At 58.1% G+C, this 15776-nt stretch carries 14 protein-coding genes; 6 read left to right on the top strand and 8 right to left on the bottom strand.

Annotation, left to right across the window (positions count from 1 at the left end; all coding sequences use genetic code 11):
• Positions 1-38 precede the first annotated feature (38 nt).
• From BA177_RS02650 to ectA, 5 genes are read right to left on the bottom strand one after another with little or no spacing between them, the layout of a single operon-like run.
• Complete coding sequence (locus BA177_RS02650) at positions 39-1472, bottom strand: sodium/proline symporter (RefSeq protein ID WP_068612502.1); 1434 nt, start codon at positions 1470-1472, stop codon at positions 39-41.
• A gap of 43 nt (positions 1473-1515) precedes the next feature.
• Positions 1516-2985 (bottom strand): aspartate kinase, encoded by a 1470-nt coding sequence (locus tag BA177_RS02645; protein WP_068618782.1) that lies wholly within the window; start codon positions 2983-2985, stop codon positions 1516-1518.
• Positions 2986-3036: 51 nt separating this feature from the next.
• A complete protein-coding gene (locus BA177_RS02640) occupies positions 3037-3429 on the bottom strand; it encodes an ectoine synthase (RefSeq protein ID WP_068612496.1) in 393 nt (130 codons plus the stop codon).
• A 17-nt stretch (positions 3430-3446) separates the two neighbouring features.
• Entirely contained in the window at positions 3447-4760 is a 1314-nt protein-coding gene (gene ectB / locus BA177_RS02635) for a diaminobutyrate--2-oxoglutarate transaminase (RefSeq protein WP_068612491.1), read from the bottom strand.
• 30 nt (positions 4761-4790) lie between these two features.
• Positions 4791-5303: a diaminobutyrate acetyltransferase gene (gene ectA / locus BA177_RS02630; RefSeq protein WP_068618781.1), complete on the bottom strand. Its 513-nt coding sequence runs from the start codon at positions 5301-5303 to the stop codon at positions 4791-4793.
• Positions 5304-5626: 323 nt separating this feature from the next.
• On the opposite strand from ectA, the gene BA177_RS02625 reads away from it, so the two are divergent.
• Positions 5627-6100 (top strand): MarR family winged helix-turn-helix transcriptional regulator, encoded by a 474-nt coding sequence (locus BA177_RS02625; RefSeq protein WP_068612489.1) that lies wholly within the window; start codon positions 5627-5629, stop codon positions 6098-6100.
• Positions 6101-6289: 189 nt separating this feature from the next.
• Here the strand turns inward: BA177_RS02625 and BA177_RS02620 are convergent, their stop codons facing one another.
• Positions 6290-6889 carry a superoxide dismutase gene (locus BA177_RS02620; RefSeq protein WP_068612487.1) on the bottom strand — a complete coding sequence of 200 codons (600 nt, stop codon included), beginning with the start codon at positions 6887-6889 and terminating at the stop codon, positions 6290-6292.
• Positions 6890-7217: 328 nt separating this feature from the next.
• Between BA177_RS02620 and BA177_RS02615 the strand changes: the two genes are divergently transcribed.
• Positions 7218-9497 (top strand): NADP-dependent malic enzyme, encoded by a 2280-nt coding sequence (locus tag BA177_RS02615; RefSeq protein WP_068612486.1) that lies wholly within the window; start codon positions 7218-7220, stop codon positions 9495-9497.
• Positions 9498-9615: 118 nt separating this feature from the next.
• Entirely contained in the window at positions 9616-11439 is a 1824-nt protein-coding gene (locus BA177_RS02610) for an ABC transporter ATP-binding protein (protein WP_197493291.1), read from the top strand.
• A 108-nt stretch (positions 11440-11547) separates the two neighbouring features.
• On the opposite strand, the gene BA177_RS02605 is transcribed toward BA177_RS02610, so the two are convergent.
• Entirely contained in the window at positions 11548-12330 is a 783-nt protein-coding gene (locus BA177_RS02605) for an SDR family NAD(P)-dependent oxidoreductase (RefSeq protein ID WP_068612484.1), read from the bottom strand.
• A 118-nt stretch (positions 12331-12448) separates the two neighbouring features.
• On the opposite strand from BA177_RS02605, the gene BA177_RS02600 reads away from it, so the two are divergent.
• The 3 genes from BA177_RS02600 (at position 12449) to BA177_RS02590 (ending at position 15157) form a co-directional block, all read left to right on the top strand.
• Positions 12449-12979 carry a VOC family protein gene (locus BA177_RS02600; protein ID WP_197493290.1) on the top strand — a complete coding sequence of 177 codons (531 nt, stop codon included), beginning with the start codon at positions 12449-12451 and terminating at the stop codon, positions 12977-12979.
• Between the two features lie 228 nt (positions 12980-13207).
• The gene (locus BA177_RS02595; RefSeq protein ID WP_156762662.1) at positions 13208-13597 is read left to right on the top strand and encodes a hypothetical protein; all 390 of its coding nucleotides are present in this window, start codon (positions 13208-13210) and stop codon (positions 13595-13597) included.
• Positions 13598-13819: 222 nt separating this feature from the next.
• A complete protein-coding gene (locus BA177_RS02590) occupies positions 13820-15157 on the top strand; it encodes an APC family permease (RefSeq protein ID WP_068612477.1) in 1338 nt (445 codons plus the stop codon).
• Here BA177_RS02590 and BA177_RS02585 read toward each other — a convergent pair.
• Positions 15097-15714, bottom strand: coding sequence for a DNA-3-methyladenine glycosylase (locus BA177_RS02585; protein ID WP_068612475.1), 618 nt, complete (start codon positions 15712-15714; stop codon positions 15097-15099). The two genes, BA177_RS02590 and BA177_RS02585, sit on opposite strands and share 61 nt — an antisense overlap.
• Between the last annotated feature and the right edge of the window lie 62 nt (positions 15715-15776).

The raw sequence follows: 15776 nt of genomic DNA, 5'->3' as shown, positions 1-15776 counted from the left end.
GAGAGGCTACGCGGGGACCCGCGCACCGGAGCGCAGAATCAGGTCTTGCGCAGTAACGCTGTTACAAAGCCAGGCTGGCCGGCTTTGACTGAGGAATAAAGCAACGCAACAAGCAGGCCTACGAGTATGCCCGGCAAACCCTCGTACAACATGTTATGCCAGCCCAGAAGGCGCCAACCTATCGCTGTCGATACACCCGCCAACATCGCAACGATGGCGCCTGCTTCGGAAATCCGCCTGCCCAGTACGTACAGAGTCAATAACGGAGCGAATGCTGAAGCAAGTACCGACCAGGACATGATGACGAGCTGAAAAACGCTGCGTGAACCGCTGACCGCCATCCCCAGCGCAAGGGCAACGACGAAGGCAGTTACAGCTTTCATCTGCCAGCTTTTTTCCAGCCTCGACGGCGCGAGGTCGTGAGTCACGGCAGCGGAGCAACTCAGTACCAGTGAGTCGGCAGTCGACATAGTCGCAGCGAAGATGCCGGCCAACACCATACCAACGAAAAAGTCCGGCAATAATTCAAGCGCCATGGTTGGCAATGCAAGTTCGGCATCGAGATCACCAAGTGACGGCAGGTACAGGCGTGACAACATGCCCACGCCGGTAGCAAGCAGGTAAAAGCTAATGAAATAGCTGTAGTACCAGAAGCGTGTTCGGTTCAGGTTCTTAACGTCGTCCAGCGCCATAAACCGCACCATGACGTGTGGTTGACCGACAACCGAGAAGCCCGCGAACATCCAGCCGATAACGAACATTGCGACACCCGCGAGACCGGGCAAGAGCACGTCGTCCGGGTAGATATCCAGGTAGCCGGGAATTTCGGCCAGTTGCGAGACAGTGGCATCGAGCCCCCCCTTACCCTGTACCGCGACGAACAGCATCGTCGACATTGCCGCCAACATGACCATCGACTGAGCGGCATCGGTCCATATCGACGCCCGGATGCCACCGGCAACACTGTATGCGAGCACCATAATGGCGACGGCTACCGCGCCATACAGCGGATCCCAGCCGAGCACGCCCTGCAATGCTTTGCCGCCCGCACTTATTTGTGCGGCGGCATAGGAACCCAGAAAGATCAACATGACTACGGCGGCAATACGTCGCCATACCGTGAACTCTTCGCCGTGCCAACGTGCCATCACGGCAGCAAAAGAAGCTTCGTTCGTTGACTCGGTGTGCTGACGCAAGCGCTTGTGAATAAACAGCGAACCGATGAAGTCACCCAGTATCCAGCCCGTCATCAACAACGCCGCAGCCATACCGGCCGTATAGGTAAAGCCGATGACACCGATGAACATGTAACCGGAGTTGTTTGTTGCGACAGCTGACAGGCCTGCCAACCAGGGTTTGATCTCACGGCTGGCCAGGTAATAGTCATTGCGCGACTTCTTCGCCCGCATGGCCGAAGCGAGGCCGACACCAACGAACAGCAGGAGAAACATGGCGAAACTTGCTTCGATCATCACCGTACCGTTTCGCAGCAGATTCTAGCGGTCGCTGCCACTCTTATGCCGCGCGCGTCGTGCGTTGTTCGTCGTCAACGGCGACCGGTTCAGTGTTCTCAACCAGTTCTTCGTGTAACGCAACGATTGCGGTTTCGTAATCGTCTTCGGCAACAATAAACAATATGTCGACATTGCGAATCAGCTGATGGACACCCAGCAGGTTGACACCCGCCGCAGCCAGACAATTAACGGCGCGTGCGGTCAGCCCTTCGACCTCCAGGTCGCTGCCTATCGCCGAAACGATGGCCACCTTGCGCACGGTAATCGTCGCTGACTCAAACCGTTCACCGAGCTCCACCGTCGCACGTTTAACCGACTTCAGTGGTCCTTCGATGTAATGTGCAATGGTGTTGGCGTTCGATGTCTTGGTGATAATTCGTAGCCGATGATGCTTCAGTGCCTCCAGGATCGCGGAGTCGTAACCGTTGACCCTGACCATGTCCTGTTCGAAGAACTCCAGGGCATAGACACTTTTTATCCCGGTAACCATCTCCGTTCGCGAATCCTCGGATGTGTAGTTACCACTAATCACTGTTCCCGGATTCTCCGGATCAAACGTGTTCTTGATTCGCAGCGGTATTCGCGCCTGCCGCAGCCCTTTGGCCGCACTCGGGTGTATTGCTTCCATCCCCATGTTGGAAAGCTGGTCGGCAACATCGTAGTTGGTGCGGCCGATCTTGCGCACTTTGTCTTCCCCGATCAGCTTGGGGTCACCGCTCGAAAGGTGGAACTCCTTGTGGATAATCGCTTCGCGGGCACCAGTAAGTACCGCGACCCTGGAAAAGATCACTTCGGTATAACCACGACCGTAGTTCATGATCGCGCCATCTTTGCTGTGGCCATAACCGGTCACTATCGGCAACGTTGCAGCCAGGTCGATCTCTGCCAGAGCGCCGCTGATTTTCTCGTCCAGCGACACCTGCTCGTCTTCCCGCCAATTCGTAAGGTCAACGAAAATGGCGTTCACGTGGTGTTGCTGCAACAGCAAGGACGTGTTGTGTGCACTGTGAGCCTCGCCGAGTGCTGAAAGCATTTCCCGCACGGTATTCATGTGCTCAGACAAGCTGAAATGACCGTACGAACAAAGCCGGTGCAGGTCCAGCAAGCAACTGCGGGCACCTTCGATACGCTCTTTGACAAACTGATCTGCGGTACGCCGGTCGGCATGATCGCCGAATATTTCTGCGTTGATACGCGTCATGTCCGCGCCGACTTTGCTCAACGCATCGCCCCACGCCCAGTCCGATTCCGCATCGGCGAACAACGCGTGCACCCCGGGCTCGCCGGTTTTCTTGTGGCGCAGCAACTTGTCGGTAATGCCGGCGTAAGCCGAAACTACGAATATTCGTTGATAGAGATCGCTGCCCGTCCGTTTGCCGATGAAAATATTGTTCAGTACGGATTCAGTATCGGCCATCGACGTACCGCCGATCTTTTCAACCGTATGCTGGCTGTCTGGCTGCGTTGTCATCTGCGTCTCGCTTGCCTCGTGAGGGGCCTTGGAATGCATGGTTCCGACAGTTCAAGCGTCATCGGCCGGCAACGGATAGGCTCCGCTGGCGTCGTGAACTTCTGTGCCAGTTACCGGCGGATTGAACACACAGGCCATCTGCATTTCTTCCTCGGCTCTGAGGATGTGGGGATCGTGCTGGTCAAGCGCATAGCAGATGCCCGGTCTGATCTGGGTCACTTCACCCGTCAAACGGCTTTCAATGCTGCCTTTTCCAGACATGCAGTAGACGGATTCAAGGTGACGCTGGTAATGCATCGGCAATTCCGCGCCTGCATGAATCGTTGTAATGTGAAATGAAAAGCCCATACCGTCTTCTTTCAACAGCAAGCGCACACTGGTCCAGCCTTCCGCCTCGACTTTGCGCGAGGTATTTTTGGCTTCGTTGTAGTCCCTTATGATCATTTTCTTATTCCTTGGTGTCAGGCCGCGGCGCGTTCGTGTTCAGCCGCGGTGGCCGCAACGGCTTTGCCGAGAATATCCAGACCGCTCTGCATCTCCTCACTGGTAATGGTCAGCGGTGCCAGGCATTTGACGATCTCGTCATTCGGCCCGGCCGATTCGATAATCAAACCGTTCTGGAAGCATTTCTTGATAACAGCCGCCGCGAATTTTCCACTGGGCATTTCCAGACCGCGCATCATGCCGCGCCCTTTCAATACCAGTTTGCTGGAGCCTGCTTTGCTCGCAATGGACCGCAAGCCCTGCTCAAGCTGAGCGGCGCTGCGGGCGATGGTCGCCTCGAAGCCCTTTCGATCACGCCAGAAGTGCTCGAGAGCGGCGCGTGCAGTTACGAATGCATGGCAGTTGCCGCGAAACGTACCGTTGTGCTCGCCGGGCAGCCATTCGTCATACTCGCGGTTGATCAGCACCAACGCCATCGGCAAACCATAGCCGGACAGGGACTTGGCCAGCGTTACGATATCCGGTTTCACGCCGGCGGCTTCGAAGCTGAAAAACGAACCGCAACGGCCGATACCCGCCTGTATGTCGTCGACAATGAACATTGCGCCGTGCTTGCGCGTGATCCTGGCAACTTTGCGCAGCCATTCATTGCTGGCGACGTTCAAGCCACCCTCGCCCTGAACTGTTTCAACGATCACGGCGGCGGGTGCATCAATGCCACTCGACGGGTCGCTCAGAACCTTATCGAGATAGTCAGCCGTATCGATGTCTGCGCCCATATAGCCGTCATACGGCATGCGCGTAACGCCACCCAGGTCGATGCCGGCACCACCGCGGTGGTGCTCATTGCCCGTTGCCGCCAACGCACCCAACGTTACACCGTGGAAGCCGTTGGTAAACGAAATGACATTCGTGCGGCCGGTGACCTTGCGGGCCAGCTTCAACGCTGCCTCAACCGCATTGGCACCCGTTGGCCCGGGAAACTGCAGGACATAGTCCAGGTTGCGCGGTTTCAGCACCGTCTCGTGGAATTCAAACAGAAACCGTTCTTTGGCATCACTGTGCATGTCCATGCTGTGAGTGACACCGTCGTCAGTGATGTAATCAACCAGCGCATCTTTCAGTACCGGGTGGTTATGACCGTAATTCAGGGTCGAACAACCCATCAGGAAATCGAGGTACTTCGAACCGTCTTCCCCTTCCAGCTGCACGCCTTTGGCTTTGTTGAAAATCGCCGGGAAATTCCGCGAATAGCTGCGCACTTGTGATTCAAGCAGCTCAAAAGTTTCGACGACCGGTTTATGCCCCGGCACCGTGTTGTTGTTCACCATGGTGATCCTCTGATTAATTCGTTATTGGATTCAGGACGCAGATTGAAGCGGGCGTTGTCGCGCACCGCTGCCCGCAACTGGGCCGATGGTTATCAGCCGTTCGCTGGCATGCAGCCCCTGAAAATGGGTTTGACTCTCGAAGCCGGCAGCCTCGTGAAATGGCGCATCGATACGCGCTGCCAGCGAGCGAAACAAGGCAAATGAGCCTTGGTTGTCTGGCGTTATTGTGGTTTGCAAGCGAGCAATACCCGCGCACTCGTCCCGTGCCAGCAGATCGTCAAGCATGCGACCGGCCAAACCCGAGCCACGGGCGTCCTCGTGCACAGCAACCTGCCAGATAAACAGCGTGTCGTTCGCCTTTGGGGAACGGTAGGCGGAAATCCAGCCGACGATGCGCCCGGCTCGCTCTGCAACGATACAGGTGTCCGCAAAGTCCGTGCACTGCAACAAATTGCAGTACACCGAGTTCTGATCGAGAGGTGGGCACGCCGCGATAAGGCGATTGATGGCAATGCCGTCCTGGCCCGTCGGTTTTCGCAGCACGGTCCTTGCGGCGCCGGCAATGGCGGCCGGGGATCTGTTAGCGGTAATGTCCATATTACTTCGATAGTCTAACAATTTGACGGGCAAAGGTGAACCGCTCTGGTGCAGGCTGAGCAGGCGATACAGTGACATGGGGATAAAATATTATTTTTAAAGTATTTTTTTCGCATCTTTTTGGCCAATTCTGGTGCCTCTCTGCAATCCAGCTCCACTCAATATTTAGTAGATCTAATTAACATGACCAAAATATGACCACAGGACTGGCGCCACAGGGCCTCTAGCAGCCACAATCGCGCCACCGTAATGAGGGTCCTGTGAGAGCCATGGAAAACCGATCAGAGAGCGCGCTCGTCGCCTTGCGGCGCATCCTGCGCGCGACCGAATTGAACGCGCGACAGCTGGCCAGTCAAACGGGACTAACACCGTCACAGCTGATCGTTTTGCAAATTGTGGCCAGGGAAGGCAAGGCACTGCCCAGCACCGTCGCTCGCGGGGTACGCCTTACCCAGGCAACGGTGACATCACTGGTCGACAAACTGGTGGACGCCGGCCTCGTTACCCGGCGGCGCGACACTGAAGACCGGCGCCGCAACTGGATCGAGATGACGGCCGCCGGCCGTGAGCGTATCGAGCAATCACCTGATCTGCTGCATGATCGCTTTGCCGCCAGTTTCGAAGCTCTCGATGACTGGCAGCAATCCATGCTGGTTGCCGCACTGGAGCAGGTGTCGTCAATGCTCGACGCTGGCGCGCTCGACGCGGCACCGGTACTTGATGTGGGTGATATTGACCGCTAACGGGTGATCCCGCCGTGGCACGCGGTCAGATATTGCGCCGAACGGTTACATTCCGGACCCGGCGAACGCCGATGCCGGATACAGGCGAATCGTGCTACCGCCACACAGCCGCTCGCGAGCAGCTTGGCTGCTCGACGTTACCGACCCCCATTCCAGGGGCCGGCACGCATTGCGATTTTGTGCAGCCGACTAGCCTGCCTTGCGGGCCGCACTGAGATTGTCTTCGGCAAACTGCCAGTTCAACAGGTTGTCGAGCACCCGATCCAGATAACCACCGCGGTCATTCTGCGTATCCAGATAATAGGCGTGCTCCCAGACATCGACCGTCAGGAGCGGTGTGGCGCCTGCACGCAACGGATTGTCAGCATCGTGCGTGCTGCAGATTTGCAGCTTGTTGTCCTTGCCGAGGACCAGCCAGGCCCAGCCCGAGCCGAAGTGCCCCAGTGCTTCGTCCTTCAGCTTGCCGCGCATCGTCGCGAAATCACCGAATTCTGCCGCAATCATCTCGGCAAGCTCTCCGCCCGGAGCGCCACCACCGTTTGGCGTGAGGCTTTGCCAGTAAAAATCATGGTTCCAGATTTGCGCAGCCAGATTGAACACACCGCCGCTCGACGTCTCAACGATTTCCTGCAGGCTCTTCTGCTCGTCGGGAGTACCGGCAAGCTGCCCCTGCAACTTGGTCATGTACCCGGTGTGGTGCTTGTCGTAGTGGAACTTGACTGTCTGCTCACTGATATGCGGCTGCAGTGCGTCGTACGCATAGGGCAGCGGTTTCATTTCAAACTTCATGATTTCTCCAGAACTGTATAGAAAACTGTATAGAGTGTGGCCGAACAAGCGCGCAGTCTATCGCGACCACGCCCGGCATTCAGCATGTCAGCATCAATTGCGACCGCTTTGTCAGTTTAGGTGCAGATTTCATGCCAGTAACGGATGCGACCGAACACCGCTCATTCAGCGGCAACGCGGCGATTTACCCAGCACATCTTGCAATGACCCTGTAAATCTTGCGGCCCGCAATCGCCCGAAGGGTTCATCGGCAACACGGGATTGGTTTATCATCGACGGCCCATTGGCGCTGCGGCGCCAGCCTCCGCAATCCGGGAACCAGAAACCAATGTCAGATCCACTCGAAGAGGCGTCGCTGCGCTATCACGAGCGTCAACCGGCCGGCAAAATCACCGTCACTCCGACCAAGCCACTCACCAACCAGCTTGATCTGGCGCAGGCCTATTCACCTGGCGTTGCGTTTCCCTGCATGCGTATCAAGGAAGACCCGACCCTCGCCGCCAAATACACCGCGAGAGGCAATCTGGTAGGCGTTATTTCCAACGGCAGTGCCGTCCTCGGACTGGGCGCTATCGGCCCTCTGGCGGCCAAACCGGTCATGGAAGGCAAGTCTGTCCTGTTCAAGAAATTTGCCGGCATCGATGCCTTCGACATTGAAGTGGACGAGAACGACCCGGACAAGCTCGTGGAGACGATTTCCCGACTCGAACCCACCTTTGGCGCGATCAACCTGGAAGATATAAAGGCGCCGGAGTGTTTCATCGTCGAGGAAAAGCTCGATGCCTGCATGAACATTCCTGTATTTCACGACGACCAGCACGGCACAGCCATCGTCGTCAGCGCCGCCATCAAGAACGGACTGAAAATCGTTGGCAAGAACCTGGAAGACATCAAGGTCGTCTCGACCGGTGGCGGCGCCGCCAGCCTGTCGTGCCTGGATCTGCTGGTGAAGCAGGGCCTGCCGATGGACAACATTACCTTGTGCGACTTGCACGGCGTCGTTTATGCCAGTCGCGAAGCCGACATGAACCCCTACAAATCGCGCTTCGCCCGCGACACCGAGTTGCGCAATCTTGATGAGGCCATCGCCGGCGCCGACGTCTTCCTCGGCCTTTCAGCACCGAACGTGCTGAGCGCAGACATGGTCAAGAAAATGGCCGACCGGCCATTGATCCTGGCGCTGGCCAACCCGACGCCAGAGATCCTGCCGGAAGTAGCTATCGCGGCACGGCCGGACGCCATTATTGCCACAGGTCGCTCCGACTACCCGAACCAGGTCAACAACGTCTTGTGCTTTCCGTTTATTTTTCGCGGCGCACTCGATGTTGGCGCCACCAAAATCAACGATGCAATGAAAATCGCCTGTGTCGACGCCATTGCCAATCTCGCGCAGCTTGAGTCGACGGACGAAGTGGCGAATGCTTACCAGGGAGAAGAGCTGACCTTCGGCCCTGAGTACGTCATACCTAAGCCGTTCGATCTCCGACTGATGGAAGAAGTGTCGCTGGCCGTAGCGCGGGCTGCCATGGAATCCGGGGTAGCCACGCGGCCGATTGCCGATCTGGATGCGTATCGAAACACCTTGCGCAGCTTCAGTCATCGCTCTTTCATGTTCATGCAGCCGGTCATAGACGTTGCCAAACGCGACACCGAACGCCTGGCCTACGCTGAAGGTGAAAACGAAGTGGTCCTGCGCGCCGTGCAGACAGTGATCGACGAACGGATTGCCTTCCCGGTTGTTATCGGCCGTGCGTCTGTTGTCGACGAACGTATCAGCCGGCTGGGTCTGCGCATGCGGGCCGGACAGGACTTCGAACTGGTCGATCCCGAAAATGATCCGCGTTACCGCGACTACTGGCAGTTCTATCATTCACGGGTCTGCCGGAAAGGCGTATCCGTCTCAGCGGCCAAAACCCTGATGCGAACGAACAGCACGGTCATTGCCGCTTGCATGGTTGCCATGAAACAGGCCGATGCCCTGTTGTGTGGGACGATTGGTCGTTTCGACCATCATCTGCAAGACATCATTGAGATCATCGGCTCTGAGACACCGAACCACAAAGTCTCGTCAATGTCGGTTCTGTTCCTGCCGGACGGGCCACTGTTCATATCCGATGCATTTATTTCGGTTGATCCTGGCGTCGAACAGCTTGTCGCGATGACCCTGGCCAGCGCTGAACGAGTGCAAAGCTTCGGGATCAAGCCAAAAATCGCATTGCTTTCGCATTCCAACTTCGGCTCATCGGCAGCACCGTCTGCGCGCAAGATGCGCGATGCGACCCGCATCATCAAAGAGCGAGCGCCGCATCTTGAAGTTGACGGCGAAATGCACGCACTGACGGCTATGAACGAGTCTATACGCAAGACCCTGGACCCCAGCTCACCGCTGACCGACAGAGCCAACCTGCTCATCATGCCCAATCTCGATACGGCAAACATCGCGATGGAGCTGATCCGCTCCGTAACCGATGCATTGTTTATCGGCCCTATTTTGTCAGGCACTGCCATGCCAGCACACATAGTCACACCCTCGATGACCGCCAAGGGCATCTTCAATATGAGCGCTATTGCGGTTGCGGATGCCTGGCAGCGCACGCACGACGACTAGGCGCGGTCGGTCGCTACAACTACCATCGATACTTCGCTGTTGTTGTCGGGCTTGCTTTGCGACTCGCGTGCAGGCTGGCTGATATTAGCGGTGCCGCCGTCTTTCGGCCGGAGAAACAATGACCGACAACAGTGAACAGGCGGCCGGGTTTTTCACCCGGTTCCTGGGCGTGTTTCGCTACAGTCACCGGGCGTTGCACCTCGTGTGGAGCACCAGCCCGCTACTGACAGTCGTACTCGCGGTGCTGACATTGACAGCGGGCATCCTGCCCGCAGCGATCGCCTGGGTTGGCCAACTGATAGTCGACGGCGTGGTCGCAGCGATGGCGGCCGAGCAAGCCGACACGACCTACGTGTTGCGCCTGCTTGGTGCCGAGGCGTTGCTGGTAATCGGCGTTGCGGCAAGCCAGCGCGGCATCTCCGCCAGTCAGTCGCTGCTACGCGCGCTGCTCGGGCAGCGTGTCAACGTGATGATTCTCGAAAAAGCGCTGACCCTGCAGCTCGCACACTTCGAAGACTCCGAGTTTTACGACAAACTGACTCAAGCGCGACGTGAAGCGTCGAGCCGCCCGCTTAGCCTGGTAAACCGCACGTTCGGCCTCGTCCAGAACGCCATCACTCTCAGCAGTTATGCCGCGCTGCTGTACAGCTTTTCACCGTGGGCTGTGGTCATTCTGATCGGCGCTGGCTTGCCGTCGTTTTTTGCGGAAGCCAAATTTTCCGGTGATGCGTTTCGCCTGTTTCGCTGGCGATCACCCGAGACCCGCATGCAAATGTACCTGGAGACAGTGATTGCGCGCGAAGACGGCGTCAAGGAAGTCAAACTGTTCCAGCTGGGCCCGCGGCTGCTGCAACGCTACCGCGACATTTTCAACAAGCTGTTTGTCGAAGACCGCAAACTGACTTTGCGGCGGGACGGCTGGGGCTTTGTACTGGGGCTGCTGTCCACAGCCGCGTTCTACGGCGCATACGTCTGGATCGTGATTGCGACAATCAGCCGCGAAATCACCCTGGGCGCAATGACGATGTACCTGATGCTTTTTCGTCAGGGCCAGTCGGCGGTCAGCGCCAGCCTGACCGCAATCAGCGGCATGTATGAAGACAATCTTTACCTGTCCAATCTCTATGAGTATCTGGCACAGGAAGTGCCCAATCGCGATGGCGAAGCGGACCGAGGCCCCGAACCAGCGCGCGGCATCGAGTTTCGACACGTATCGTTTGCCTACCCAGGCGCAGCTGAAAAAGCACTGGACGATATAAACCTGCAAATACGCCCCGGTCAGAGCCTGGCGCTGGTCGGTGAGAACGGCTCTGGCAAGACTACGTTGATCAAATTGCTGACGCGTCTCTATGAGCCTACGGCGGGCGAGATTTATCTGGACGGACTGGCACTCAGCGACTGGAGCGTCGAAGCACTGCGGCGTCGCGTCGGTGTCATCTTTCAGGACTTCGGCCGTTACCAGTTTTCCGTTGGCGAGAATATCGGCGCCGGCGATGTCCGTTACATCGATGACGAAGCACGCTGGGCGACTGCCGCGCAGACCGGTATGGCAGCACCTTTTATCGAAGACATGCCCGAGGGCTATCACACGCAACTGGGTCGCTGGTTCAAAGGCGGCCGCGAGCTGTCAGGCGGTCAATGGCAGAAAATCGCTCTGTCTCGCGCGTTCATGCGCAGTGAGGCCGATATCCTCGTGCTGGACGAACCCACTGCGGCCATGGATGCTGCATCCGAAGCGGCGGTCTTCGATCACTTCCGGCAGTCGAGTCGGGACAAAATGACAATCCTTATTTCACACCGCTTCTCAACCGTGCGCGCCGCTGATCAGATCATCGTCATGCAACATGGCCGAATCGTCGAGCGCGGCGATCACAACGAACTGCTGGCAATGGGCGGGCAGTATGCACATTTGTTTGAGCTGCAGGCCAAGGGCTATCAATAGACGGCGCAGCTCAGGCGGCCGCAAACGTTTTCGGCACTTGTAGATTGCTGAAGGTAGCCGCGCGTGGCGCGATGGATGGTATGGCAGGCAATACCTGATTGACCGGTACTAGTAAATACTGGCAGCCATGATGCCGCCGTCCACAACCAGGTTGTGACCGGACACCCAGCGCGCGGCGGGCGAGGCCAGAAACAGGCACGCGTCGGCAACGTCTTCCGGCTGGCCCAGCCGTTGCAACGGCGCACGTTTCTGCCAGCGCTCCACACCTTCCGGCCATTGATCTTCTATTCCCGGCCGGCCGACTGCACCAGGAGACACAGCGTTCACGCGTATGCCATAAGCGCCGAGCTCCTGTGCCGCAGAACGGGTCAGCATTACCACCGCCGCCTTGGCACTGTTGTAGTGACTGTGCTCCGGGCCCGGGCTGGACGCCGCAATGGACGCAATATTGACAATTGCCCCGCTACCGGCCGATTTCATATGCCGGGCCGCCGCCTGCGAACAAAGAAACGCCGAATCGAGGTTGGATCGCAACATCTCCGACCACTCGGCATACGTCATATCAAGGAAAGCCGCGTTCGGAAAACTGCCGGCGTTATTGACAAGCACGTCTATGGCTCCGTAATCAGTAACTGCCCGGGCCATCAGCTTGCGAACGTCGCCGGCATCGCTCAGTTCGGCGGCCATCGTGCTGGCCTCACCACCGTCCTTGCGTATCGACAGTGCCAGCCGCAGAGCCTCTTTTTCGCCACTGCGGTAGTGAATCAATACCCGTGCGCCAGCCTCGGCAAAACGCAGGGCAATGGCCGCGCCTATACCTTGAGCGGCACCGGTAACGACAACCGACTGCCCGCTGAAATCGAGTAATTCATTGAATGCGGGGACGTTCATGGCGGTGCTCCGGATGGGGATGAGTCACTTTTGGTTATGCCCACCAAACCAATTGTTTGTTCTCCCGGGCATTGTAGACTGCTACCGTCGATGTGAACCAGTGAATGGACCGGACGACATGAAACTGCAAGAAGTACTTGGCGACTATCAGGCTTTCTATGCCGACGTTGTACGACAACTCGATACGCGCGGCATAAACATCACCGGCAGCCCGATTAGTCATATCGCTGTACGCTCACCGTCTATCGCGGCGTACGAAAAAGTCCGTGACGCATTGCGCCCGCATTGCGTTTCTGAAGTGGAAGATATCCGAAACGGACGCCCGGTCAACAAGCTGCTGTTGGCAGAACCCTTGCAATTGGGTGACGACGCTCGGGTATCGCTGATCGAACTGATACCCACACTGTCCGCGGACAAATACCCGATGGGTCTGGAACACATCGGCTTTGTGCTCGGCTACGCCTATGACACGTTCGCGGAACGCCATCGCGATGCGCTGAGCGGTCTGAAAGAGCACGGTGCGTACAGCCGCCCATGGTTCGTGACATTTGCCAACGGCACCAGCGCCAAATTCTTCCGCTACTCACTGAAAGACGTCATCGAACTCGAAGGCGGACGTTTTGAGCCTTACGAGTCGGCCGCTGCCTGAGCCACTTTGAGGCAGTACGGCATTCGCGCAATCGCGAGGTCTGCGGCCCACCACATTTATTCGGGCACCACCGTATCAGGCACAGTGCCCGCCGGCTGTCTGGGCCGCCCCCGGACCCGGTCCGCGGACTTACTTGCGCGTTGTCCCCACTGTCAAAGATTGTGACAAAAGCCGTCCGGCACGAATTCCGCGGCACAATTTGCCCCGCAAATGACTGCCGGAATGACCATGAACACTCCCCGAATAACTGCACTGCTCTGCCTGTTACTGCCCGCAATTGCCCTTGCCCAATCTGACCCGAGCGACGCGACTGCAGCCGCGGCTGAGCGCCAGCTCGCCGCAGCCGCCGCCGCCGAGTACCGGAGATTGCAACAGGAAACGCCGCCTGCCGCGCCGCGCCAGGAAGCGGCAGACGAGAACACGACGACCCGCTCTAACCTACCAGCGCACTCGCGCCAGCTGCACATGCTCCGGGCCCGCCTCCAGGAAATCGAACAGCGCCGAATTCGTCGTCGCTACCAGCAAGCCCGACTGGCACTGATTGCCAGGATCGATCCGCTGGACGCAGTGGCCGCGAGCACAACGGAACACACGATGAGTGCGCTCAGCGGCAAGTAATCCCGGCACTGCCGCAGTAACCACGTTACGCGCGATCACACATGGTTTACCATCGACAACAATGCAAGCCCGGCCGAGGGCTCCCGGCCAAGCCGACAGATCGCAGTCGCGCCTTTACCGGGCAAGCGGCGTGGAGCTGCTACCGGCCGGCACGGCGGCACACATGATCCGACCAGCTCGCGACAAAAAAAATTAACGCTGAATTGCCCAAGTGGTGACCGCATGTCGAGCAGCAAATTTCGCTATCCCACCGTAACGGCCGTCGTCATCGCCAACATGGTTGGCACCGGCGTCTTCACCAGCCTCGGTTTCCAGCTCCTCGAACTACGCTCGGGCTTTGTACTGCTCGCGCTGTGGGCGATTGGTGGCCTGGCCGCGGTTTGCGGCGCCATGACCTACGCTGAACTCGGTGCCGCGATGCCACGCTCAGGCGGCGAGTACAACTTTCTGTCGCGCATCTATCACCCGGCGGCCGGGTTCGTTTCCGGCTGGGTGTCAGCAACGATCGGCTTCGCCGCGCCGACCGCGCTGGCGGCGATTACCTTTGCCGCCTACGCAACCTCCGCGCTGCTGGACGAGCCGAGTGCATGGCTGCAGAAAGGCCTGGCCTGTGGGCTCGTCATTCTGCTGACGCTGGTCCATGCCGGCAGCCGGCGCGGCAGCGGCGGACTGCAATGGCTTTTTACGATTTTAAAAGTACTGGTCATCGTTTTGTTTTGCGTGGCGGCTGTGACCTTCGCGCCTGCCGTGCAACCCGTCAACTTCCTGCCAACCAGTGGCGACGGCACACTGATTCTGAGCGGCGCTTTCGCCGTTTCGCTGATCTACGTCAGCTACGCGTATACCGGCTGGAACGCCGCCACTTATCTCAGCAGCGAACTCGAAGAGCCACAGCGCACTCTGCCGTGGATACTGATGGGAGGTACGCTGGTCGTAACGGTCCTCTACGTCGCACTTAACTACACGTTTCTGGCGGTCGCGCCGATGGCAAGCATGACTGGCAAGGTGGAAGTCGGCTATATCGCAGCCGATGCCGCATTCGGCGACATTGCAGGCCGCTTCACAGGTGTCGTACTCGCGTTGTTGCTGGTTTCAACGGTCAGCGCGATGACGATGGCCGGGCCACGGGTACTGCAGGTGATCGGTGAAGATTTTCGCGGCCTGTCCCTGCTCGCAAAAACCAACACCGACGGTATCCCGTCAAACGCGATCTACTTGCAGGCTGTGCTGACGCTCACGTTCATCCTCACCTCAACGTTTGAATCCATACTGGTATTTGCTGGCTTCACGCTCGCGCTGAACAGTTTCGCAACTGTGCTCGGCGTATTTGTATTGCGAATTCGGCAGCCCCACCTGCCGCGGCCGTACCGCACATTCGCCTATCCACTGCCACCCATTATTTACCTCTTGCTCACCGCCTGGACATTGACCTTTGTGCTTTTGAACAAACCCTACGAAGGGCTGTTCGGCCTGGCCGTTGTTGCCAGCGGGCTGCTGTTCTATGCCGTGTCAGCACGGCATGGCCGCACGGCCTCAGCAAAAGCGCTCGACCAGACGTAACGGTAGGGCAGACGGGCATCTTCGCCCGCATAATCAACGCCGATACGCGGGCCGGCAAGAATCTGCGCGGACGGTACGTCGACGCCGGCATCCTCTATCCATACTTCGGCACCGTGCAGCGAAACACCCGACATCACCGTCGTGATCCCCAGTGCCTGCGCGACCGTGCCTGGCCCCGGCATCAGATTCGGCCCGGCCTCGTCCCGGCCACGCCGCTTTTGCAAAGTAGCAAGGCCTGAATATGGCAGCGCTGCCCGGATCAATACTGCATGGGGAATTCCCGCCACATTTGTCACGACATTGAAGAGATGGTGGATGCCGTAGCAGAGATACACATACGCCAGACCGCCCTCCCCGTACATGACCTCGGTACGCGCCGTGCGCCGGCCGCCGTACGCATGACTCGCACGATCGCCAATGCCTGCATAGGCTTCAGTCTCGGTGATCAGTACTTTGCACTCGTGGCCAGCGTGTCGGGTACAAAGCAACTTGCCGAGTAATTCGCGGCTGATCGTGAGCACGTCGCTCCGGCAATAGAAATGTGGCGGTAATTTCATTCCGGTCTTCGCCCGTCTGCAGAGCTGGGGTATTGTAAAGGCTTACTCGCTCCGCGGCCCTC

Source organism: Woeseia oceani (assembly GCF_001677435.1).
GTDB lineage: Bacteria > Pseudomonadota > Gammaproteobacteria > Steroidobacterales > Woeseiaceae > Woeseia > Woeseia oceani.
Note: the sequence above shows the minus strand (reverse complement) of the source record. Positions and strands in the feature narration are given on the sequence as shown.

Bases quoted from the DNA above. Each gene is read 5' to 3' on its own strand.
- BA177_RS02650 (WP_068612502.1), bottom strand. From the start codon at position 1,472: ATGATCGAAGCAAGTTTCGCCATGTTTCTCCTGCTGTTCGTTGGTGTC.
- BA177_RS02645 (WP_068618782.1), bottom strand. From the start codon at position 2,985: ATGACAACGCAGCCAGACAGCCAGCATACGGTTGAAAAGATCGGCGGT.
- BA177_RS02640 (WP_068612496.1), bottom strand. From the start codon at position 3,429: ATGATCATAAGGGACTACAACGAAGCCAAAAATACCTCGCGCAAAGTC.
- ectB (WP_068612491.1), bottom strand. From the start codon at position 4,760: ATGGTGAACAACAACACGGTGCCGGGGCATAAACCGGTCGTCGAAACT.
- BA177_RS02625 (WP_068612489.1), top strand. From the start codon at position 5,627: ATGGAAAACCGATCAGAGAGCGCGCTCGTCGCCTTGCGGCGCATCCTG.
- BA177_RS02620 (WP_068612487.1), bottom strand. From the start codon at position 6,889: ATGAAGTTTGAAATGAAACCGCTGCCCTATGCGTACGACGCACTGCAG.
- BA177_RS02615 (WP_068612486.1), top strand. From the start codon at position 7,218: ATGTCAGATCCACTCGAAGAGGCGTCGCTGCGCTATCACGAGCGTCAA.
- BA177_RS02610 (WP_197493291.1), top strand. From the start codon at position 9,616: ATGACCGACAACAGTGAACAGGCGGCCGGGTTTTTCACCCGGTTCCTG.
- BA177_RS02605 (WP_068612484.1), bottom strand. From the start codon at position 12,330: ATGAACGTCCCCGCATTCAATGAATTACTCGATTTCAGCGGGCAGTCG.
- BA177_RS02600 (WP_197493290.1), top strand. From the start codon at position 12,449: ATGAAACTGCAAGAAGTACTTGGCGACTATCAGGCTTTCTATGCCGAC.
- BA177_RS02595 (WP_156762662.1), top strand. From the start codon at position 13,208: ATGAACACTCCCCGAATAACTGCACTGCTCTGCCTGTTACTGCCCGCA.
- BA177_RS02590 (WP_068612477.1), top strand. From the start codon at position 13,820: ATGTCGAGCAGCAAATTTCGCTATCCCACCGTAACGGCCGTCGTCATC.
- BA177_RS02585 (WP_068612475.1), bottom strand. From the start codon at position 15,714: ATGAAATTACCGCCACATTTCTATTGCCGGAGCGACGTGCTCACGATC.